23 protein-coding genes are annotated in these 20,602 nt (G+C 39.9%); 17 read left to right on the forward strand and 6 right to left on the reverse strand.

What is annotated here, in order from left to right:
* Nucleotides 1–64 precede the first annotated feature (64 nt).
* The 14 genes from HMPREF0013_RS18075 (at nt 65) to HMPREF0013_RS18135 (ending at nt 14,720) form a co-directional block, all read left to right on the forward strand.
* The gene (locus HMPREF0013_RS18075; RefSeq protein ID WP_002114787.1) at nt 65–2,248 is read left to right on the forward strand and encodes a carboxy terminal-processing peptidase; all 2,184 of its coding nucleotides are present in this window, start codon (nt 65–67) and stop codon (nt 2,246–2,248) included.
* Nucleotides 2,249–2,385: 137 nt separating this feature from the next.
* The gene (locus tag HMPREF0013_RS18080) at nt 2,386–3,675 is read left to right on the forward strand and encodes a glycosyltransferase family 4 protein (RefSeq protein WP_079377686.1); all 1,290 of its coding nucleotides are present in this window, start codon (nt 2,386–2,388) and stop codon (nt 3,673–3,675) included.
* Between the two features lie 24 nt (nt 3,676–3,699).
* Nucleotides 3,700–4,251: a phosphatase PAP2 family protein gene (locus HMPREF0013_RS18085; RefSeq protein ID WP_002114791.1), complete on the forward strand. Its 552-nt coding sequence runs from the start codon at nt 3,700–3,702 to the stop codon at nt 4,249–4,251.
* A 99-nt stretch (nt 4,252–4,350) separates the two neighbouring features.
* Nucleotides 4,351–4,551 (forward strand): Fe-S cluster assembly protein IscX, encoded by a 201-nt coding sequence (gene iscX / locus HMPREF0013_RS0105580; RefSeq protein ID WP_002115051.1) that lies wholly within the window; start codon nt 4,351–4,353, stop codon nt 4,549–4,551.
* A 113-nt stretch (nt 4,552–4,664) separates the two neighbouring features.
* Nucleotides 4,665–5,096: a nucleoside-diphosphate kinase gene (gene ndk, locus HMPREF0013_RS18090; protein ID WP_000963851.1), complete on the forward strand. Its 432-nt coding sequence runs from the start codon at nt 4,665–4,667 to the stop codon at nt 5,094–5,096.
* Between the two features lie 123 nt (nt 5,097–5,219).
* Complete coding sequence (rlmN, locus tag HMPREF0013_RS18095) at nt 5,220–6,455, forward strand: 23S rRNA (adenine(2503)-C(2))-methyltransferase RlmN (RefSeq protein ID WP_002115097.1); 1,236 nt, start codon at nt 5,220–5,222, stop codon at nt 6,453–6,455.
* 14 nt (nt 6,456–6,469) lie between these two features.
* Nucleotides 6,470–7,270, forward strand: coding sequence for a type IV pilus biogenesis/stability protein PilW (gene pilW / locus HMPREF0013_RS18100; protein ID WP_002114699.1), 801 nt, complete (start codon nt 6,470–6,472; stop codon nt 7,268–7,270).
* Nucleotides 7,261–8,052 carry a helix-turn-helix domain-containing protein gene (locus HMPREF0013_RS18105; protein ID WP_002114935.1) on the forward strand — a complete coding sequence of 264 codons (792 nt, stop codon included), beginning with the start codon at nt 7,261–7,263 and terminating at the stop codon, nt 8,050–8,052. Before pilW ends, HMPREF0013_RS18105 begins: the two co-directional genes overlap by 10 nt.
* A 21-nt stretch (nt 8,053–8,073) precedes the next feature.
* Nucleotides 8,074–9,189 (forward strand): flavodoxin-dependent (E)-4-hydroxy-3-methylbut-2-enyl-diphosphate synthase, encoded by a 1,116-nt coding sequence (gene ispG, locus HMPREF0013_RS18110; RefSeq protein WP_002115078.1) that lies wholly within the window; start codon nt 8,074–8,076, stop codon nt 9,187–9,189.
* A complete protein-coding gene (gene hisS / locus HMPREF0013_RS18115) occupies nt 9,186–10,478 on the forward strand; it encodes a histidine--tRNA ligase (protein WP_002114994.1) in 1,293 nt (430 codons plus the stop codon). The genes ispG and hisS overlap by 4 nt, the downstream gene beginning before the upstream one ends.
* A gap of 28 nt (nt 10,479–10,506) precedes the next feature.
* Complete coding sequence (locus tag HMPREF0013_RS18120; RefSeq protein ID WP_002114884.1) at nt 10,507–11,205, forward strand: YfgM family protein; 699 nt, start codon at nt 10,507–10,509, stop codon at nt 11,203–11,205.
* The gene (bamB, locus tag HMPREF0013_RS18125; protein WP_002115136.1) at nt 11,205–12,350 is read left to right on the forward strand and encodes an outer membrane protein assembly factor BamB; all 1,146 of its coding nucleotides are present in this window, start codon (nt 11,205–11,207) and stop codon (nt 12,348–12,350) included. The genes HMPREF0013_RS18120 and bamB overlap by 1 nt, the downstream gene beginning before the upstream one ends.
* Nucleotides 12,351–12,539: 189 nt before the next feature.
* Nucleotides 12,540–13,949: a ribosome biogenesis GTPase Der gene (gene der / locus HMPREF0013_RS18130; protein WP_002115095.1), complete on the forward strand. Its 1,410-nt coding sequence runs from the start codon at nt 12,540–12,542 to the stop codon at nt 13,947–13,949.
* 114 nt (nt 13,950–14,063) lie between these two features.
* On the forward strand, nt 14,064–14,720 hold the full coding sequence (locus HMPREF0013_RS18135; RefSeq protein ID WP_002114899.1) for a 4'-phosphopantetheinyl transferase family protein: 657 nt from the start codon (nt 14,064–14,066) through the stop codon (nt 14,718–14,720).
* A 69-nt stretch (nt 14,721–14,789) separates the two neighbouring features.
* Here the strand turns inward: HMPREF0013_RS18135 and secB are convergent, their stop codons facing one another.
* From secB to rsgA, 4 genes are all read right to left on the reverse strand, one after another.
* Nucleotides 14,790–15,248, reverse strand: a complete 459-nt coding sequence (gene secB / locus HMPREF0013_RS18140) for a protein-export chaperone SecB (protein WP_002115005.1) — start codon at nt 15,246–15,248, stop codon at nt 14,790–14,792.
* 27 nt (nt 15,249–15,275) lie between these two features.
* Nucleotides 15,276–15,533: a glutaredoxin 3 gene (gene grxC / locus HMPREF0013_RS18145; RefSeq protein WP_002114715.1), complete on the reverse strand. Its 258-nt coding sequence runs from the start codon at nt 15,531–15,533 to the stop codon at nt 15,276–15,278.
* A gap of 11 nt (nt 15,534–15,544) precedes the next feature.
* Nucleotides 15,545–15,961: a rhodanese-like domain-containing protein gene (locus tag HMPREF0013_RS18150; protein WP_000443006.1), complete on the reverse strand. Its 417-nt coding sequence runs from the start codon at nt 15,959–15,961 to the stop codon at nt 15,545–15,547.
* 98 nt (nt 15,962–16,059) lie between these two features.
* A complete protein-coding gene (gene rsgA, locus HMPREF0013_RS18155) occupies nt 16,060–17,124 on the reverse strand; it encodes a ribosome small subunit-dependent GTPase A (protein WP_002114663.1) in 1,065 nt (354 codons plus the stop codon).
* Between the two features lie 125 nt (nt 17,125–17,249).
* On the opposite strand from rsgA, the gene orn reads away from it, so the two are divergent.
* From orn to HMPREF0013_RS18170, 3 genes are all read left to right on the forward strand, one after another.
* Nucleotides 17,250–17,816 carry an oligoribonuclease gene (gene orn, locus HMPREF0013_RS18160; RefSeq protein WP_000099436.1) on the forward strand — a complete coding sequence of 189 codons (567 nt, stop codon included), beginning with the start codon at nt 17,250–17,252 and terminating at the stop codon, nt 17,814–17,816.
* Nucleotides 17,817–17,970: 154 nt separating this feature from the next.
* Nucleotides 17,971–18,702, forward strand: a complete 732-nt coding sequence (locus HMPREF0013_RS18165; protein WP_002114711.1) for a Bax inhibitor-1/YccA family membrane protein — start codon at nt 17,971–17,973, stop codon at nt 18,700–18,702.
* Nucleotides 18,703–18,839: 137 nt separating this feature from the next.
* Nucleotides 18,840–19,643: an enoyl-ACP reductase FabI gene (locus tag HMPREF0013_RS18170; protein ID WP_031944198.1), complete on the forward strand. Its 804-nt coding sequence runs from the start codon at nt 18,840–18,842 to the stop codon at nt 19,641–19,643.
* A 115-nt stretch (nt 19,644–19,758) separates the two neighbouring features.
* On the opposite strand, the gene HMPREF0013_RS18175 is transcribed toward HMPREF0013_RS18170, so the two are convergent.
* Nucleotides 19,759–20,088: a hypothetical protein gene (locus tag HMPREF0013_RS18175; protein WP_002115115.1), complete on the reverse strand. Its 330-nt coding sequence runs from the start codon at nt 20,086–20,088 to the stop codon at nt 19,759–19,761.
* A 118-nt stretch (nt 20,089–20,206) separates the two neighbouring features.
* A complete protein-coding gene (locus tag HMPREF0013_RS18180; RefSeq protein ID WP_002114885.1) occupies nt 20,207–20,461 on the reverse strand; it encodes a hypothetical protein in 255 nt (84 codons plus the stop codon).
* Between the last annotated feature and the right edge of the window lie 141 nt (nt 20,462–20,602).

Genomic DNA, 20,602 nt, shown 5'->3' on the forward strand with positions numbered 1-20,602 from the left:
TGCTTAGTTCATATCGAAAACAGAGCGTGTAAGATAGGAACACCCAAGGAAGTATTAAAAATTTATGAAACTTCAAACTATAGCTTGTGCAGTAGCGATCGCGACTGGCGGTTTATTCTTCTCTCATACGATGAATGAAGCGAGAGCGGCAACCAATACTGCTGCGGTTTCTCAATCAATCCAGCCAACGCAAGAACAGGCTTTGGTGGCTCGCCAACTGGCAACTTTAGTTGATCGTCAACATTATTTAAATATGCGTCTGGATGCGACCACATCAAATCGTATTCTGGATATGTATTTAGATAGTCTTGATCCAGATCACTCATTATTTCTAGATTCTGAAGTTCAAAATTATAAAAAACTATATGGTTCAAATTTTGGTGCTTCATTAAAAGCGGGGAATTTAACTGGACCGTTTGCAATTCATCAGCAATATCGTGAACGCTTAAAACAATTTTATGAGTTCATGTTAGCTGAGTTAAAACAACAGCAAAATTTAAAGCAGCCTAATAGTTATATTGAAGTTGATCGTGAAAAAGCACCGTATTTTAAAACGACTGCTGAGCAACAAAATCACTGGCGTAAAATGCTGGTTTCTCAGTTAATTAATTTAACGATTAGCCGTGAAGAAGAGCAGGCGAAACAAAAAGCGCTTAAAGAAAATCCTTCACTTGCTGATGGTCAGGACTTAACTGGCCCAGAAGATTTAACGCCAGCTCAAACGTTAACTAAACGTTATACGCGTCAGCTTGAAAGAATTAGTCGTGTGAAAAGCGATGACGTCTTGGACAAAACATTAAATGCAATGTTGGCGACCTATGATCCACATAGTAACTATTACCCGCCAATTGATGCGATCGAACTGAATCGCCAAACTACCTTGCAACTTGAAGGTATTGGTGTGTCGATTCGTCCAGAACGTGGCAACGAAGATTACACCAAGATTGAAACCATTGTAGAGGGTGGTCCTGCAAGTAAGTCTGGCCAAGTGAAATCAGGAGATCGAATCATTGGTGTCGCCCAAGAAGGCGAGAAAATGGTTGATGTAATCGGTTGGACAAGTTCTGAAATTGTTGGGCTTATTCGTGGTAAACGCGGAACAAAAGTCACATTAAAACTTCTTGGTGCTGGTGCATCAATGAGTCAGGCACGTAATGTGACCCTAGTACGTGATGTGATTCAAGAAGAAGATGCTGGTGTTCGTTCACGCACAGTTGAAGTGACACGTGATGGTAAAAAGCATGTGTTGGGTGTAATTGAAATTCCATCATTCTATTTTGACTATCGTTCACGTCGTGCGGGTCAACAATACCGTTCAGTTTCTGAAGATACTGCAAATGCTTTTGAAGCGCTTAAAGCGAAGAAAGTAGAAGGTATTATTATTGACTTACGTAATGACCCGGGTGGCTCATTAGAAGAAGTTGCACGTATGTTGGGGCAGGTGATTAAGTCTGGTCCGGTGGTGCAAATTCGTGATGGCAATGGCAACGTAAGCGTGTTTGAAGATAACGATGGTGGTCAGCAAATTTATACAGGCCCACTCGCGGTATTGGTGAACTTGGCCTCTGCGTCGGCAAGTGAAATTTACTCTGCTGCCATTCAAGATTATGAGCGCGGTATTATTATTGGTAGTACAACAACTGGTAAGGGTACAGCTCAGGTACAACTTGATACTCTGGCATATGGTCAAGCGACTTTAACTCAGCGTAAGTTCTATCGTATTACAGGTGGTAGTACACAAAATAAAGGTGTAGTGCCAGACATTAAACTCGTCGATATCTATAACGAAGAGTTTGGTGAGCGTAAATCGAAAAATGCGTTGAAGTGGGACACAATTCCTACTGCACCATTTAAGCGCGAAGGTTCTGTTCAGCCATATGTTACGAAGTTGTCTCAATTCTCTGAACAACGTGTTGGCAATGATGCTCAGTTTAAATATCTAAATAAACGTACTGCGATTGCTAAGGTAACAAGTGAGCAAAAACAAGTTGTACTTGATATTGATAAGCGCCGTGCTGAATTACTTGGTTTAGAGAAACAAACTTTAGATGCAGAGAATGAACGCCGTGCTGCAACGGGTCAAAAGCCTTTTGCAAACTGGGAAAGCTATCAAGCGTCATTAGATGCTCTAGCTGAATCTCGCGCTAAAATGAAAGCATCGCAACGTCCAGCGTTACCAGAAGAAGAAACTTTTGTGACTGAAGCTGCTAATGTACTCATGGATTATGCAAAATTGCAAAATCGCTAAGAGTTACTAGAATTTAAGAAAAAGCATGCTGTCATCAGCATGCTTTTTTTATTTTTCATGTCAGTAAACTGTCATGCATTTATCATCAAAATGTCAAAAAAACTGCTTAATCTTTAAGCATGAAAATAAATACATTGATGGATGGCGCTATGCAAAGTTCATATGCGACAGCACTATTAAAACAACAGCAACTTCCTGAAAGCTTCCAATTCTTTTTTAAACAAAAGCAGCAGCTATCTAATGCACATTCATTGCATGATTTGGTGCGTCCACGTTTAAAAATTGCGATTGTAACGGAAACTTGGCCACCCGAAATCAATGGTGTGGCACTATCATTATTACAGTTATGCCAAGGTTTACAAAAACAGGGGCATAAGATTTTACTGATTCGCCCCGAGCAAAAAGCGAAATGTCATGACTTTACGCCAGAGCAAGAATGTCTGGTGATGTCGCAGGCGATTCCAAAATATCCAACTTTACAGTTTGGCTGGCCACAATATTTAAAAGTATCGAAAGCTTTTGAAAAGTTTGTGCCAGATGTCGTCCACATTGTGACTGAAGGGCCGTTAGGTTTAACCGCCATGCAGGCTGCTAAGGCAAAAGCTATTCCTGTTTCGAGCGGCTTTCATTCGCCATTTCAAGACTTTAGTCGTTTCTTCGATTTGGCTTTTTTAGTCAAACCGATTCAAAAATACCTGTGCTGGTTTCACAATAACACTCAAGTAACTTGTGTGCCGAGTAAAGATACTCAAGAAGCATTACGCGGTTTTGGTATTACTTGTCCACTGGTTGTCGTTGGGCGTGGCGTAGATACAACCAGATTTTCACCGAAGCATCGCTCTGAAAATTTGCGAAAACAATGGGATGCTGATGAGAATACACGCGTTATGCTTTATGTGGGGCGTTTGTCTCCCGAAAAAGAAGTACAAGTTCTCATTGAAAGTTATGCGAACCTGCAAACCATTCAGCCAAATAAAACTAAATTGGTTATTGTAGGAGATGGCCCAGATTTTGCTCGTTTAAAGTCACTACCTGAAGCGAAGGGTGTTATCTTTACCGGAAGTCTGAGAGGTCAAGATTTGGCGGCTGCCTATGCGAGTGCAGATGTATTCGTATTTGCGAGTCAAGTTGAAACGTTTGGTAACGTAGTTTTAGAGGCAATGGCAAGCGGTTTACCAGTTATAGCGTATGATTATGCATGTGCACATCAATACTTAACACAAGGTGTGAATGGCTGGTTAAGCCCACTTGGACAAAAAAACCACTTTATACAACAAATTTATCAGCTTCCTTCAGTACAACAACTTAGAGAAATGGGCGTACAAGCCTGTCATAAAGTACAGCAAAGCGGTTGGCAACTTCCGGTTCAGCAATTGGAGCAGGCATTTTATCAGGTAGTGAAGGAGCCCTCGTTGGACTTCACCTAAGTATCCTAAGATAGGAGAATGACCATGAAATTTAAGAATGCAAAAATAAAAATACTCGATTTAGATTTGAGAGGCTGTTTATATCTGAACAATTTCTCTCACTCACAGCGTGTTGCCCTCTTTTTCAAAATTATCAGTCGTGTTGGTGATGGTCCATTTTGGTATCTAATGCTGGCAATCGTGTGGGGTATGCAAGGCATTAACTATAGCTTGCAAATCATCTACTTGTTATTAGGTGGTTCTATTGGCACAGCAATCTATAAATTTTTAAAACATAAAACAACGCGACCACGTCCTTATCAGGTGCATCAGGTAATTGTACTTGGTGAAAGACCGCTTGATCACTTTAGTTTTCCATCAGGTCACACGCTTCATGCGGTCATGGTGACAATTGTATTGGGTTACATCCAGCCAGTTCTGCTTGCAGCCATGTTCCCATTTATGGTGCTTGTCGCTTTGTCACGGATGGTATTGGGCCTTCATTATCCAAGTGATGTGATTGTTGGTGCGCTAATTGGTGCAGTGGTCGCGGCTACGATTATTTTTGTGGCGCCATTATTGAACATCGCTTTATAAGTATCGGTAATTTTTATCAGCTTAAGCTATCGATTAAGTTTGTGGATTTGCTAAAGTACACAGTTCGTGATTTAGCAGATTAAACAGATAGGAGCCGCTATGGGCTTACGTTGGACGGATACGATTGATATTGCCATTGAATTGTCAGAAGCACATCCAGAAGTTGATCCGCAATGGATTCGTTTTACCGATTTACATGCATGGGTGTGCGCATTGCCAGACTTCACTGATGACCCAAATAAATCGACAGAAGGATTGCTAGAAGGCATTCAGATGGCCTGGATAGACGAAGTTCGCTAAAAACAGTAGAAAAAATCGCAACTTTTACACATTCAAAGCTGATTATTGCCTATGACATCGGTATAATGCGGCAAATTTTTTAAAGTTTAAATCTTAAAATAAAGGAGCCACTCATGGCTATTGAACGTACTTTGTCTATCGTAAAACCTGATGCAGTGTCTAAAAACCACATCGGTGAAATTTTTGCTCGTTTTGAAAAAGCGGGTTTAAAAATTGTTGCGACTAAAATGAAACACCTTTCTCAAGCTGACGCTGAAGGTTTCTATGCTGAGCATAAAGAACGTGGTTTCTTCGGTGACTTAGTTGCATTCATGACTTCTGGTCCAGTTGTAGTATCTGTTCTTGAAGGTGAAAACGCAGTTCTTGCACACCGTGAAATCTTAGGTGCTACAAACCCTAAAGAAGCTGCTCCTGGTACGATTCGTGCTGACTTCGCTGTAAGCATCGACGAAAACGCTGCTCACGGTTCTGACTCAGTTGCTTCTGCAGAGCGTGAAATTGCTTACTTCTTTGCTGACAACGAGATCTGCCCACGCACTCGTTAATCGAAAGCATTCAAACCAGATAAGTGGTATACTACTTATCTGGTTTTTTTATTCTCTTAAGAGAATATTGTTTGATTCTTGAACAATATCTTCAGTTTTTTGACATGGTTTAGGTAAATACACATGAGTTCTGCAGTGGTCGTTTCATCTGAAAATCTTGATGGACAGCAGCAATCTTCGTCCACGCCGGTAATCCCTGCTGCCGAAAATAAAGTGAATTTACTCGGCATGTCTCGTCCTGAGTTAGAAAAATTCTTTGAAGATATTGGTGAGAAGAAGTTTCGTGCCGGACAGGTCATGAAATGGATACATCAATACTTTGTTACTGACTTTGCTGAAATGACCAATATTTCAGGCAAATTACGTGCGAAGCTTGAACAGATTTGTGAAATTAAAGCACCTGAAGTGGTTCACCGTCATTACTCAAAAGATGGTACACGTAAGTGGGTGTTTCGCGTAGGTGAGGGTGCAGGTTCTTTAGTTGAAACTGTATTAATTCCTGCTGAAGATAAAACTGGGTTACGTAAAACGCTTTGTATTTCCTCTCAAGTGGGCTGCGCATTAGATTGCTCATTTTGTTCAACAGGTAAACAAGGTTTCCAACGTGATTTAACGCCAGATGAAATTATTGGGCAACTCTGGATGGCAAACTATTCTTATATGGAAGAAGTGCCTGTTGCCGAGCGCGAACGTTCAGTGACCAATGTTGTGATGATGGGCATGGGTGAGCCATTGCTCAACTATGATGCTGTATTAAGCTCAATGCAGATTATGCTTGATGACTTTGCTTATGGCATGTCAAAACGTCGTGTGACTTTATCGACATCAGGTGTTGTACCAAAAATTGACCAGCTTGCAAAAGATATTGATGTGGCTTTAGCCATTTCTTTACATGCGCCAAACGATGAATTACGTAACGAATTAGTACCTATTAATAAAAAATATCCATTGGCTCAGTTAATTGCAGCATGTCAGCGTTATATTGCTAAAGATGGTAATGAAAGTACGCGTAAACATGTGACGATTGAATATGTGATGTTAGAAGGCGTGAATGATCAGCCTGAACATGCACAGCAAATGATTAAATTATTAAAAAATTTACCAAGTAAAATTAACTTGATTCCGTTTAACCCGTTCCCGCATGCGCCATATGGTCGTTCAAGCCGAAATCGTATTATCTCGTTCCAAAAAACTTTGTCTGATGCTGGATTTGTGTGTACGATTCGTCAAACACGTGGTGATGATATTGACGCTGCATGTGGGCAGTTAGTGGGTCAAGTGGCTGACAGAACCCGTCGTGCTGAACAGTGGCAGAAAAAAGTCACACAGCGTCAAGAGATTTTGCGTACACAAGGATAAATTGAGGGCAGGCTTTGAGTATTCCAAAGTTAAAAACGGTTTTATGTATGGGGATTGCAGTTGCATTTCTGGTAAGTGGTTGCCAGACAACGCATACGCAAAAAAAAGACCCTGAGAAAGCGGTAAAGGTGCGTACACAACTTGCTGCTGAACATATCCGTTCGGGTGACTTGGACTCAGCAAAGCGAGCTCTTGATCAAGCTTTAAGTGTAGATAGCCGCGATGCTACTGCAAATATGATGATGGGTATTTTGCTACAGCAAGAAGGTAGCAAACCCAATTTAGAAAAAGCAGAACATTATTTTAAAAGAGCAATTTCATCTGAACCGGATAATGCTCAAGCACATAATAATTATGGTACTTATTTATATCAAATGGAGCGTTATAATGATGCGGTTGAGCAATTTCGTATTGCTGGCGCAACATTAGGTTATGACCAACGCTATCAGGCATTAGAAAATCTGGGGCGTATTTATTTAAAATTGGGTGATGTTGCGAATGCTGAAAAAACATTCAAACAAGCACTCCTTGCTAACCGCGACTCTTATATTTCAATGTTAGAGTTAGCGGAAATTTTTTATTTGCAGCAGCAGATTCCGGCTGCCACACAAATGTATGAGCAATATGTTCGTACAGTGGGGCAGAAAAATCAGGGTGCAAGAGCACTTTGGATTGGTGTAAGAGTGGCTCGAGCCAATGCGGATAAAATGGGAATGCAAGTGTTAGTAAACCAGTTACGTGCTTTGTTCCCGGAAAGTCCAGAATATCAACGTTATTTGCAATTACAGTATAGTACTGAGGCCGTATGGAAATAAATCCTAATTCACAGCAGCCAACTGGCTCAAGCTTACCGACTTCTGCTTTAGGAAATATTCAACGTCCTGGTGAGTATTTACGTCAAATTCGAGTTGCTCAGAATAAAGAGTTAGGGCAAGTTTCTTCAGATTTAAATATGCCGGTTAAGACCTTGACCGCTTTAGAGCAAGATGACTATAAATCATTGCCGGAAGCGACTTTTATTAAGGGTTATTACCGTTCATATGCAAAATATTTAAATACGGACGCGACGGCAATTATTCAGCGTTTCGATGAGATTTATGCAAATGATACTGGGCTGTTACCAAATCATGCCTTAAATAATTCGCCAATTAAAATCATGGGTAAACTCCCGGGTTCTAATAGTGATCGTAATAAGAAATGGTTAAAGCGCGCACTTCTTGCTGTTGTAATTCTTGCTGTTGTGTCATTGCTTGTTATGGGTGTCCAAAAATGGACTTCAAAGAAAGAAGATGCTGATTTACCTAAAGTAAATCAATCGAATGTTGAAGTTTTACCTATGCAAGGGGCTACCACCTCAACAGTGGGTGATCAATTGGTGTTAAACTTTAACCGACCAACTTCTGTTCATATTGTTGATGCAACAGGTAAAGTTTTGGCGACAGGTCGTCAGTCATCAACTTTAAACTTAACTGGTGAGTCTCCATTCCAGATTCGTCTTGATGATGCAACGGCTGTGTCATTAAGTCTAAACCAAGAACAGATTTCATTGTCTCCATATACGGTAAACGGTAAAGCAGAATTCCGTTTATCCCGCTAATACCATGAGTTGAGCGATACAATGATAGAGAACCCAATTAAACGTCGACCAACACGTAAAATCCGTGTTGGTTCGGTGTATGTCGGTGGCGATGCACCTATTAGTGTGCAAAGTATGACAAATACCGAAACTTGCGATGTCGATGCAACCGTTGCTCAAATCGAGCGTTGTGTTGATGCAGGTGCTGATATTATGCGTGTTTCGGTCCCATCTATGGAGGCTGCTGAGGCATTTGGTGCGATCCGTAAACGTGTTTCAGTTCCATTGGTGGCTGATATTCACTTTGACCATAGAATTGCTCTGGCAGTTGCAGACTATGGTGCAGACTGTTTACGTATTAACCCAGGCAATATTGGCTCAGACCAGAAAGTGCGTGAAGTCGTTGCTGCGGCGCGTCATCATGGCATTTCTATGCGTATTGGGGTCAATGCGGGTTCTTTAGAAAAAGATTTACAAAAGAAATATGGCGAACCTACAGGTGAGGCGCTGCTTGAATCAGCACTACGTCATATTGATATTTTAGATCGTCTCAACTTCCATGAATTTAAAGTCAGCGTAAAAGCATCAAATGTGTTTTTAACCATGGATGCTTATCGTTTACTTTCAAAGCAAATTGATAACCCATTACATCTAGGTGTGACTGAAGCTGGTATTTATCGTACAGGTACTGTGAAGTCGGCGATTGCCCTTGGCGGATTGTTGATGGAAGGTATTGGCGATACGATGCGTATTTCGCTTGCCGCCGAACCGGAAGATGAAATCAAGATTGGTTTCGATATCTTAAAATCACTAGGGCTTCGTTCTAACGGGATTAACTTTATTGCTTGCCCAAGTTGTTCTCGCCAAGAATTTAATGTTATTCAGGTAATGCAAGCATTGGAAGAGCGTTTAGAAGATATTCGTACTCCAATGGATGTGTCGGTAATTGGTTGTAAAGTAAACGGCCCGGGTGAAGCAAAAGAAGCTGACATCGGGGTTGTTGGGGCTGCGCCTCGCTCATTGGTTTATCGTAATGGTGAAAAAAGCCATTTAATCGATACCGATCAATTGGTTGATGAAATCGAAACTATGGTTCGTCAACGTGTCCAAGAGCTTGAAGAAGCTAAATCTAAAGAAATTATTCGTAGTTCATCATGAGTTCAATCGTCGCAATCAAAGGTTTTAATGACATCTTGCCATCGCAAACAGTAGCGTGGAGACGTCTCGAGCAACATTTAGCATCTTTAATGGATGCTTATGGATATCAACAAATTCGTTTGCCGATTGTTGAACAAACGGGCTTGTTTAAACGTGCTATTGGTGATGCTACCGATATTGTTGAAAAAGAAATGTATACCTTTTTCGACAAAGGTAATCCACCAGAGTCATTAACCTTACGTCCAGAGGGTACAGCAGGTTGTGTTCGTGCATTGGTTGAACATAATTTGTTGCGCGGTGCTACGCCACGCGTGTGGTATATGGGACCTATGTTCCGTTATGAAAAACCACAAAAAGGACGTTACCGTCAGTTCCACCAATTTGGTGTGGAAACTTTCGGTGTTGCGACTCCTGATATTGAAGCTGAAGTTATCTTGATGACAGCTCGCTTATGGAAACGTATGGGCGTTGATCACATGGTTCAACTTGAGTTAAATACTTTGGGTGAAAAAGATGAGCGTACAGAATACCGTAATGCTTTAGTTGCGTTTTTAAACGAGCATAAAGATGCGTTGGATGAAGACTCACAGCGTCGTTTAACAACAAATCCATTACGTATTTTAGATTCTAAAATTGAATCGACTCAGAAAATTCTAGAAAATGCGCCGAAATTATATGACTTTTTGAAAGAAGATAGTTTAAGTCACTTCCAACAATTGCAAGATTATTTGACTGCTGCGGGTGTTAAATTTGTCATTAATCAAAAATTGGTGCGTGGTCTGGACTATTACAACAAAACCGTTTTTGAATGGACAACAACTGCACTTGGTTCGCAAGGTACTGTGTGCGGCGGTGGTCGTTATGATGGTCTTGTTGGTCAGCTAAAAGGTAAGCCGGATCAATCTGTACCTGCTGTTGGCTTTGGGATGGGGATGGAGCGCTTATTGCTTCTGGTTGAGCAAGTTGAACAGGCTCAAGTTATACGTGATTGTGAAGTCTTCTTGGTTGCAGAACCTGCTTATCAAACCAAAGCTTTGATTTTAGCAGAACAATTACGTGACCAGTTAGAAGCTGCAAATAGCAGTATTCGAATCAAAACAGGTTCACAAGGCAGCATGAAGAGTCAGATGAAAAAAGCTGATCAGGCTGGGGCTGTTTACGCCATGATTTTAGGTGAGCGTGAATGGGAAGCGCAGCAACTTGCTATCAAAGAGTTAGCAACAGCTGAGCAGTCTCAAGTTGCGCTGGCTGAGCTTGTACCATTCTTAATCGAAAAATTTACAAAATAAACTGAAACATCTGGAAAAGGACAATCACATGAGTGTAAGTGATGAAGAACAATTCGACAGCTTAAAGTCGTTCGCCAAAAAATATGGTTCTGCCATGATTAGCGGGATTCTCATTGCATTGATTGCCTTTTTTGGGTGGGAATACTGGCAAAAAAGAAATCTTGCGAGCAGCCAGACAGAAACTGCAAAAGTACAACAGTTAATGGATGAGGCAAATGCAAGTGCTGATAATCCTAATGCTTTAACTTCGGTAACTGCATCGGCAGATAAAATCGTAAAAGATGATATCGATTCTGTTCAGGCGATACAGACTCAGTTTGTGTTAGCAAAATTAGCTTATGAAAAACAAGACTATGCTGCTGCTGAAAAAGCATTGAAGAAAGTCGAAAATTCAAAAGTAAAAGATGAAGGTTTGATTCAGGTTGTAAAATTGCGTTTAGCAGATGCACAATTGGCGCAAAACAAATATGATGAAGCACTGAAAACTTTGTCTGGTAACGTCGATCCTGCGTTTAAAGCAACAGTAGAAGAGTTACGTGGTGATATCTTTGTTGCTAAGAAAGATGTTGATTCTGCTAAAAAAGCGTATCAGGCAGCATGGGATTCGTTACTGGAACGTAAACAAGAACGACAAATTTTACAAATTAAACTCGAAAGTGTTGGCGTTTTAGTTGAAGATCCACAGATTGAGCGCCCAATTTTGGAAACACAGGTGGAAGAGTCTTAATGAATCAGAAATTCAAACTGCCTTTGGCAATTGCAATCGCATCAGCTGTACTGGTGGGATGTTCTAGCAACAAAGTAAAAGAAGCAAAACCAAATCCGCTACCGAAATTGACTGAGTCGAAAAAGACTCTAGTACCCGTGTTTTCGCGCAGTGTTTCTTCTACTGATAAGGCAGATCCGTTACGTTTGCAGCTTGATGCAAGTGAGGGCGTGGTCTTTACGCTTGACCCAAAAGGTGAGGTCGCTGCATATCGTGGCAAGGAACGCATTTGGGAGAAAAAAGTCAGCAAATTAGGCTTGAGCTCTGGTGTTGAAGCTGCTGAAGGAATTGTTGTTGTTGGTAATAGTAAAGGTCAACTTTTTGCTTTAGATCAGGCAACAGGTGAACAAAAGTGGACTGCGCAGTTATCTGGTGCACTATTAAGTCCTTCTTTAGTTCAGTCTGGACGCGTTATTACCATTGCTAATGATGGTACTGTATTTGCCCATGATGCTGCTTCAGGCCAACAAGTTTGGGCTTATAAATTGCCAAATGTCCAATTTAGTTTACGTGGTCAGGCGTCACCGGTGAGTCTTGATCCGCGTACCGTATTAATCGCATCTGCAAATGCGTATGTTTATGCAATTGATACGATTAGTGGTATTCCACGTTTCCAACGCCGTGTTGCGGTAAGTGAAGGTCGTTCTGATATTCAACGTTTGATTGATATCGATGGTGATCCTACTGTTGCTGGACAGTTTATGGTAACGACTAGTTTCCAAGGACAAGTGACTGTAACTGATCTAGCTTCTCAACGTGTAGTTTGGAGTGAAGACTCAAGCAGCACGAAGCGTCCAGAAGTTTATGACAATAAAGTATTTGTTTCATCAACTGATGGTAAGTTAACTGCTTATGATTTAACGACAGGCGAACAAGTTTGGCAAAATGATAGTTTATTAAACCGTCATTTAAGTAACCCTGTTGTGTTGGGATCGGATCTTATTGTTGGTGATTTAGATGGCGTATTACATCTTGTTGATCCTGCAACAGGTAAGTTGATTGGTCGTTCAAAAACAAGTGGTGAGGTCAATACATTACGTGTTATTGAGAACCAACTTTACGTTTCGACCAGAAAAGGCGATTTAAGTATTTGGCAGAATCGTTAATTTCGTTTGCTTGTGCTAAAATAGCCGCTTAACAAATTACGCTGTTAAAAAAATATCGGGGTGTTTGAATTAAATCAGTTCAAAGCCCCGTCTTTTATTATGGTCATATCTGACCTTAAAATATATCTCCTGTATTGTTTCTAATGCTCATGCCATGAGATATGGCTGGTCTTGAATTAAGGTTATTGTATGAAACCCGTTATTGCGCTCATTGGTCGTCCGAATGTCGGAAAATCAACGTTATTTAACCAGATTACCAAGAGTCGTGATGCACTTGTAGCCGACTTCGCGGGTCTGACTCGTGACCGTAAATATGGTGATGCGACTTATCAAAATAAGTCTTTCATTGTTGTTGATACTGGTGGTATCGGTGAGAGTGAAGGCGGTATCGATAACTACATGGCCGAGCAGTCAAAAACAGCGATCAATGAAGCAGATATTATTATTTTTGTGGTTGATGCTCGTGCTGGATTGTTAGCTTCTGATGAGCAAATTGCTCGTGAACTACGTACTTTAGGCAAGAAAATTTATCTTGTTGCGAACAAGGTAGATGGTGTTCATGCTGAAGCAGCGTTGGTTGAGTTCTATAAACTTGGTATGGGTGAACCATTACAAGTTGCAGCGACCCATGGTCGTGGCGTACAGCAAATGCTGGAAGATGTACTTGCAGAAGTTCCAGAAGATGAAAACCCTGAAGAACATGACAAAGATACTGGTTTACGCTTAGCAATTATTGGTCGTCCTAACGTTGGTAAGTCAACACTGGTCAACCGTTTGCTTGGTGAAGACCGTGTGGTGGCATTTGACCAACCAGGTACAACTCGTGACTCGATTTACATTCCTTTTGAGCGTGAAGGCCGTAAATACACCTTAATTGATACAGCAGGTGTGCGTCGTAAAGGTAAAGTTGATGAAATGATTGAGAAGTTCTCAATTGTTAAAACTTTGCAAGCAATGAAAGATGCACATGTTGTCGTGGTTGTAGTCGATGCGCGTGAAGGTATTGTTGAGCAAGACTTGCATTTAATTGGCTATGCGCTTGAAGCTGGTCGTGCCATGGTTATTGCCATCAACAAATGGGATAACATGTCTGAATACGACCGCAAGCAGTGTAAGCTTGATGTTGAACGTCGTTTTGACTTTATTCCATGGGCAAAAATCCATTTAATTTCTGCTTTACATGGAACTGGGGTAGGTGATTTATATCCTTCTATCCACCGTGCTTATGAGTCTGCGAACTTAAAAGTATCACCAGCTAAATTGACTCAAATTTTGAGTGATGCGACAGAAGCCCATCAACCACCAATGATTAGCGGTCGTCGTATTAAAATGCGTTATGCACATATGGGTGGTCAGAATCCACCGACTATTGTGATTCATGGTAATAAGGTTGATAAGACACCTGCCGATTATCGCCGTTATTTAGAAAACGTGTTCCGTAAAGTGTATAAACTCGAAGGTACACCAGTTCGTATTGACTTTAAAACTTCTGAAAACCCGTTTGAAGGTCGTAAGAGTCAGGTTGATGAACGTACTGCTGCACGTCGCCGTCGTTATATTCAGAAATTTAAGAAAGCAGAGAAAAAATTTAACCGTTAAGTTTTTTATTGTTCAAAAACCCAAAGTTTTCTTTGGGTTTTTTATTACATGGTTTAATAAGTTATTGGTATTTTTTATATTAGCTTTAGTCCCTCATGGGATGGATTTAGAAAGATGAATGATAGGAAAATTGAAGTTTATATAGGAAAGCTCAATGAGTTTTTAAAACAAGAACAACAAAACTTTCCAGACTTCCGTTCATTTAATCATTATAAAAAACAACAAATACAGAGTGTCAGAAATCGACTGATTGCAGAGAAACTCCAACTCACGTCAATGGAATTGGAGTTTGCCAAGCATGAACATGGTAAACCTTATTTATTGAATCACACTTTGCATTTTAATCACTCACATAGCCAACAATACTACGCTTTAGCCATGAGCGAACAAGTTAAAGATATTGGGGTAGATGCTGAGGAACTGGATCGAAATGTACGCTTAGATGCTTTAGCAAAACATGCCTTTCATCCCGATGAATATGAAACATGGCTAAGCTTAGAACAAGATAGAGAATATTGGTTCAAAGTCTGGACCACAAAAGAAGCCGTTTTAAAAGCTTCAGGATTAGGTATACGTTTAGATTTAAATACGTTAAATACTCAGGCACATCCTACCGATCATGGTGGAGTCTGTTCTCACCCACTTAATGGGACATTTGCTTATCAGAATTTTATTGTTGGCAATATGATATTAACCGTGGCATGGCGTTCAGAGTTATCTTGCCGTGGTTTTCAGTTTCCGTCTATTCAGCTTCACTCACTTGACCGTTAAATCTAAATAGCACACATAAAAAAACCGCGTAATACGCGGTTTTTTTTATTAAAAGGAGAAGCTAAAAAATTAAGCTTGACCTTCAACAGCAGCAGCTTGAGCACGTTGCATGTTAGCTTCAAACTCGGCATCAAAGTTGATTGGAGTAAGAAGTAACTGTGGGAAGCTACCTTTAGTTACTAAATCATTTACAGCTTCACGTAAGAACGGGAACAAAATATTTGGGCAATATGCGCCTAAAATATAAGGTAAACGCTCTTCTTCAATGTTGTCGATCAAGAAAATACCTGATTGAGTTACATCTACAATGAACGCTGTTTCGTTGTCGTTATCGGCTTGTACCACAACTTTTAAAGAAACTTCAAAGTGAGTTGGGTCAATCTTTTCTGCAGCAGAAGAAAGATTGATATTAAGTTCAGGTTGCCATTGTTTAGTAAAAACCTGCGCCCCAGGAACCTCAAAAGAAATATCTTTTGTATAAATACGCTCTAAAGCTAATTGTGGTTGAACTTGTTGTTCTTCGCTCATTGTTTTTTCCTTAATATGGATGCGATGTTAAGCCAATAATTCGTCGAGTTTACCTTCACGCTCTAAAGCATAAAGTTGGTCAAAACCACCGATAAACTGATCGTTAATGAAAATTTGTGGGACAGTACGATGATTTGTGCGTTGCATTAATTCAACACGTACTTCTGGTGCTTCAACAGAAAGATTTACTTCTTTATAAGCAACACCTTTACGCTCAAGTAACTGTTTAGCACGAACACAATACGGGCATACAGAAGTTGAGTAAACAATGACATTTGCAGCCATGATAATTCTCCTTAAGCTTTTGGTTTGCTTTTAACAAGAGGTAAGCCTTGTGCTTTCCAGTTACTAATACCACCATCAAGACGATAGCTATCGTGGTGAGCAACTTTTTGCAAAGCACTTCCAGCAACTTGCCCCAAGTTGCAAATAAATACCAGTGGACGGTCACTTGCTTTTAATTCGTCAGCATGACTTGCGATTTGGCTATACGGAATATTGCGACTGCCACTAATGTGACCTTCGCGGAAATCTTTGCTATCGCGTAAGTCAATCAAAAGAGCATTTTTCGCTTTCACTAAAATACCAAGCGACTGTGGAGAAATTTTACGACCGTTACGTTGACCTTCAAAAATGAAGAACAACACGATCAAGACTCCGAGCGTACCAAACAAAATGGGGTGATTCCCCATAAACTCTAACCAGCGTTCCACAAGTCACCTAAAAAAATTAAAAAACAAAATTGACCTAGAGTATAGCGTATATAGATGGTGATCAAAATCACCACTTCAAGGGCAAATAGGGCAGAAAATCAGTTTTTTTGCTGCGCTTCTTGAATCTCATCGATTAAACGCAAAAAGCTATCTAAACGTCGTGGCAAAATTTCACCCGCTTCAACGGCCTGTTTAAGCCCACAATTCTTTTCATGAGTATGTGTGCAATTACGGAATTGGCAAGATCCTAGATGTGCGGCAATGTCAGGAAAGCCCATACGAATTTTTTCTAAATCGAGATGCCAAAGCCCAAACTCACGAATTCCCGGAGAATCAATTAAGGCACCATTTTTACCGAAGTTGATTAAGCGCGTAGAGGTTGTCGTGTGTTGTCCAAGTGCAGAATTTTCAGAAATAACATTAGTTTTTTGCTCTGCATCTGGAATGAGCACATTAATTAAAGAGCTTTTTCCTACGCCTGATTGCCCTACAAATGCTACGGTTTCACCATCTAAACGCTCAGATAAAGCAGAGATATCTCCCTTCTTGGACTGACAAATCATCACTTCATAACCCAAGGTTTTATATTCTTCTAATAAGGTAAGAATTGGGTCATTTTCAGTGAGTAAATCAGACTTATTGAGGACCAAAAGAGCAGGAATGTTAGCGTCTGCACAAGCAACTAGATATCGATCGATTAACGTTGGAGCTGGTTCAGGAAGCGGTGAAAATACAATCACAATCAAACTGATATTCGCGGCCACTGGTTTAACTTTGTGATAGCGGTCAGGGCGGGTAAGTAAAGATGTACGTGGGTGAATGGCTGTAATAATGCCTAAACCAGTATTTGGATCTGCCTGCCATTTAACACGATCACCAGTTACAAGTAACTCAAGATTAGTTCGAGTATGGCAACGCCAAACGCTATTGAGTTCGATCGGCTTCCAGAATGGTTCTGGTTCTCCTTCGGCAACTTGTGGTTTTTCTGGGTGATGCTCCTCAGGTACAGAGAGGGCTTGTACTTCAAGTTGACGGCCATAATGTTGTACAACGAGTCCGTCTAGATCCTGTGAAGTATCGATCTCTTCTTGGCGAGTTTTATGCTGTTTTTCAATACGACGTTGCTGTTGTTCAGTTAAACGACGCTTACGAATTAAAGCCATTCATATCCCAAAAAAACCATTGTTTGAAGACCGCAAAAATAGCATGAAGCAGCTATAGAATTACAGCGCGGAAGCAAGAAATTTGCTACTATTGATGTTTTTACGGCATTTTAGAACGTACATTCATGAGCAGTACTTTAAATACACGATTAATTTGGATTGATCTGGAAATGACCGGATTAGATACCGATAATGATCAAATTATTGAAATCGCAACAATTATTACAGATGATCATTTAAATGTACTTGCCGAAGGTCCAGTTTTGGCTATTCATCAACCTGATCGTATTTTAAATGCAATGGATGAATGGAACACTCGTCAACATGGGCAGTCTGGACTGATTGAACGAGTCCGTCGCAGTAAGTTAACAGCCCGTGATGCTGAGTTACAAACTTTAGAATTCCTAAAAAAATGGGTAAATCCAAAAGTTTCACCAATGTGCGGTAACTCAATTTGTCAGGATCGCCGTTTCTTACACCGTCTTATGCCTGAACTTGAGCAGTATTTCCATTATCGTAATCTTGATGTATCTACGGTAAAAGAGCTTTCAAAACGCTGGCGTCCTGAAATTATGAGTGGCCTGAAAAAAAATGCATCACATTTAGCAATGGATGATATTCGTGACTCAATTTCAGAGTTGAAATATTACCGCGAATATTTCTTTATCATGAATACAGATGGTAAAGATTGATTACGTTGTAGACGTGATATGAAAGGGAGGCTATTGCCTCCTTTTTTATTACTTAAAGGACCTTGTTACAATAATGCCGATTGCTTAATTTGGCTTTCATATTCATTTTGCTTAAAATGATATTTTAAATTTTTATTATAAAAAGAGAGCATTTATGCAAAGTAATAACCCGATACTGACGCGTGTTGAAACGGTCAGTGATTATAGTCAACCGATGACTGTGCAAGGTGCCATTCAAAAATCTGTTATGTTGACGGTCATTGCAGCTGCAGTGGGTGTCGCTTTATTTTTCTATTCAGCCTTTACTGCAAATGTTGGTATTGCTTACGCGGCTTCAATTGTGGGTGCAATTGGTGGCTTGGTTTTAGCTTTAATTACAACGTTTAAACCAACGACCGCGCCAACATTGGCAATTCCGTATGCCTTATTTGAAGGGGCTTTTTTAGGTGGTATTTCGTTTACTTTCCAGTTGAAATACCCAGGTGTTCCACTTCAGGCTTTATTAGCAACCTTTGTCACCACTTTGGTGATGTTTGGTTTATATAAATTCCAAATTATCCGCGCAACTGAAAAGTTCAAGTCAGTTGTAATCTCTGCATCTTTGGCAATTTTTATTGTATTTATTGTGCAGATGATCATGCGTTTAGCATTTGGTTCAAGTGTTCCTTATATTTTTGAAAGTAACTGGTTAGGTATTGGTTTTGCTGCATTCGTCGCGGTCATTGCTTCGCTTAACCTAATTTTAGATTTTGATTTAATCGAAACTAATGCAGCTTATCGTGCACCAAAATTCATGGAATGGTTGTGTGGTATCGCATTACTTGCAACTTTAGTATGGATGTATATTTCTTTCTTACGCTTACTGGGTTTATTGTCTGACGACTAAGATTGAATTCATCTAGAAGTCGCTCCTCATCAGGAGCGATTTTTTTTCGTGCGATTTTTGAAAAAAGATGCATTATGCAATTTCGAAAACCGCCGAATATTGGCATTATGCTTGAAATTGTTTTGAGTGAGATCGGCATGACACAAGGACTTTTAGCAGGTAAGCGCTTTTTGATTGCAGGCGTTGCTAGTAAATTATCAATTGCTTTTGGTATTGCACAAGCATTACACCGTGAAGGTGCAGAGCTTGCGTTTACTTATCCAAACGAAAAATTAAAAAAACGTGTGGATGAATTTGCTGAGCAATTCGGTTCTAAGCTTGTGTTTCCATGTGATGTTGCTGTTGATGCTGAAATTGATAATGCATTTGCAGAACTTGCAAAACATTGGGATGGTGTAGACGGTGTTGTACACTCAATTGGCTTCGCACCTGCACATACACTTGACGGTGACTTCACTGACGTGACTGACCGTGAAGGTTTTAAAGTTGCTCATGACATCAGTGCATACAGCTTTGTTGCAATGGCACGTGCTGCAAAACCTTTATTACAAGCTCGCCAAGGTTGTTTATTAACTTTGACTTACCAAGGTTCTGAGCGCGTTATGCCTAACTACAACGTAATGGGTATGGCAAAAGCTTCTTTAGAAGCTGGTGTTCGCTATTTAGCATCAAGCCTTGGTGTTGATGGTATCCGTGTAAACGCGATTTCTGCGGGTCCAATCCGTACTTTGGCTGCATCTGGTATTAAGTCTTTCCGTAAAATGTTAGATGCCAATGAAAAAGTTGCGCCGTTAAAGCGTAACGTAACGATTGAAGAAGTAGGTAACGCAGCATTATTCCTATGCTCACCTTGGGCTTCAGGTATTACTGGTGAAATTCTATATGTAGATGCTGGTTTCAATACTGTAGGTATGAGCCAATCTATGATGGATGATGAATAATTAGATTGCTCTAAATTATTTAACAAAGCCGCTTTTATAGCGGCTTTGTTTTAACAATCTGTTTTCGCTTTTTATGTCATTTCAAAATTAATATAAATATAGGTCTATAGTCTAATTATTCGGTTTTGGGATATGGTCCTTCAATAAACCATTCATGATCTTTGTAATATTCAAGCCATTCATCAAACATAGGATCATCTATACCGCAGCGCGAGAATTCATCTTGCAGAGTGCAGGAAAATGAATTGCTCTCCATGCTCCATTTAATAGATTTGATTTTTTGGTTTCTTTCAAAAGGAAAGTCAATTTCTAAGCCAATGAAAGGAATAAATGGCATCTCAATCGTTTTATATGCAACCGCCCAATTATTCGATTGGTCTAAATTTTGACGATCCCAAATATATAGGAGAAGGTGAACTTTATGCGTATTGTTATTATTATCCATGTTAAGAGACCTGTTTATAATTTAATAAATACTTGAATATCCAATTTGTTAAGCCGTACTTTGGTGATTTTATATCGCTACGCAGAGTTTATGTGGCAAAAGTACATAGTTAAGCAATTTATACTATTTGTTTTCTCATATATTCTTTTGCTTGGTTTAATATATCTTCACCCATTGTTTTAGAAATTAAGTCATCAAGTTCACCTGCTATAAATTGTTCGAAAGAAACAGACTTTGAACCACTCGAATGAGCAAAACGCCCATATGTACAAATGACATTTTTTTCTTTGTGAATTATTAATTCATATAGCTCATCTCCAATGTTGTCTAAAGTCCACTTTTTGATAATTCCATTTACCCAAGGTTCGTGCATTTAACTAGTCTCTTTTGATATATCGTTGTAATAATAAAATATAATTAATTGGATTTTCTATCTTATTTTTATCGACATATAAAAACAATATTTTCGTCAAGATGCATAATAATCAGGAGTTACCAGCCCTTCGAAAATGAG

The organism is Acinetobacter sp. SH024 (assembly GCF_000163635.1).
GTDB lineage: Bacteria > Pseudomonadota > Gammaproteobacteria > Pseudomonadales > Moraxellaceae > Acinetobacter > Acinetobacter pittii.

What these genes read in the sequence shown, in the direction of transcription:
- HMPREF0013_RS18075 (WP_002114787.1), top strand. Translation starts at nt 65, where the DNA reads ATGAAACTTCAAACTATAGCTTGTGCAGTAGCGATCGCGACTGGCGGT.
- HMPREF0013_RS18080 (WP_079377686.1), top strand. Translation starts at nt 2,386, where the DNA reads ATGGATGGCGCTATGCAAAGTTCATATGCGACAGCACTATTAAAACAA.
- HMPREF0013_RS18085 (WP_002114791.1), top strand. Translation starts at nt 3,700, where the DNA reads ATGAAATTTAAGAATGCAAAAATAAAAATACTCGATTTAGATTTGAGA.
- iscX (WP_002115051.1), top strand. Translation starts at nt 4,351, where the DNA reads ATGGGCTTACGTTGGACGGATACGATTGATATTGCCATTGAATTGTCA.
- ndk (WP_000963851.1), top strand. Translation starts at nt 4,665, where the DNA reads ATGGCTATTGAACGTACTTTGTCTATCGTAAAACCTGATGCAGTGTCT.
- rlmN (WP_002115097.1), top strand. Translation starts at nt 5,220, where the DNA reads ATGAGTTCTGCAGTGGTCGTTTCATCTGAAAATCTTGATGGACAGCAG.
- HMPREF0013_RS18105 (WP_002114935.1), top strand. Translation starts at nt 7,261, where the DNA reads ATGGAAATAAATCCTAATTCACAGCAGCCAACTGGCTCAAGCTTACCG.
- ispG (WP_002115078.1), top strand. Translation starts at nt 8,074, where the DNA reads ATGATAGAGAACCCAATTAAACGTCGACCAACACGTAAAATCCGTGTT.
- hisS (WP_002114994.1), top strand. Translation starts at nt 9,186, where the DNA reads ATGAGTTCAATCGTCGCAATCAAAGGTTTTAATGACATCTTGCCATCG.
- HMPREF0013_RS18120 (WP_002114884.1), top strand. Translation starts at nt 10,507, where the DNA reads ATGAGTGTAAGTGATGAAGAACAATTCGACAGCTTAAAGTCGTTCGCC.
- bamB (WP_002115136.1), top strand. Translation starts at nt 11,205, where the DNA reads ATGAATCAGAAATTCAAACTGCCTTTGGCAATTGCAATCGCATCAGCT.
- der (WP_002115095.1), top strand. Translation starts at nt 12,540, where the DNA reads ATGAAACCCGTTATTGCGCTCATTGGTCGTCCGAATGTCGGAAAATCA.
- HMPREF0013_RS18135 (WP_002114899.1), top strand. Translation starts at nt 14,064, where the DNA reads ATGAATGATAGGAAAATTGAAGTTTATATAGGAAAGCTCAATGAGTTT.
- secB (WP_002115005.1), bottom strand. Translation starts at nt 15,248, where the DNA reads ATGAGCGAAGAACAACAAGTTCAACCACAATTAGCTTTAGAGCGTATT.
- grxC (WP_002114715.1), bottom strand. Translation starts at nt 15,533, where the DNA reads ATGGCTGCAAATGTCATTGTTTACTCAACTTCTGTATGCCCGTATTGT.
- rsgA (WP_002114663.1), bottom strand. Translation starts at nt 17,124, where the DNA reads ATGGCTTTAATTCGTAAGCGTCGTTTAACTGAACAACAGCAACGTCGT.
- orn (WP_000099436.1), top strand. Translation starts at nt 17,250, where the DNA reads ATGAGCAGTACTTTAAATACACGATTAATTTGGATTGATCTGGAAATG.
- HMPREF0013_RS18165 (WP_002114711.1), top strand. Translation starts at nt 17,971, where the DNA reads ATGCAAAGTAATAACCCGATACTGACGCGTGTTGAAACGGTCAGTGAT.
- HMPREF0013_RS18170 (WP_031944198.1), top strand. Translation starts at nt 18,840, where the DNA reads ATGACACAAGGACTTTTAGCAGGTAAGCGCTTTTTGATTGCAGGCGTT.
- HMPREF0013_RS18175 (WP_002115115.1), bottom strand. Translation starts at nt 20,088, where the DNA reads ATGGATAATAATAACAATACGCATAAAGTTCACCTTCTCCTATATATT.
- HMPREF0013_RS18180 (WP_002114885.1), bottom strand. Translation starts at nt 20,461, where the DNA reads ATGCACGAACCTTGGGTAAATGGAATTATCAAAAAGTGGACTTTAGAC.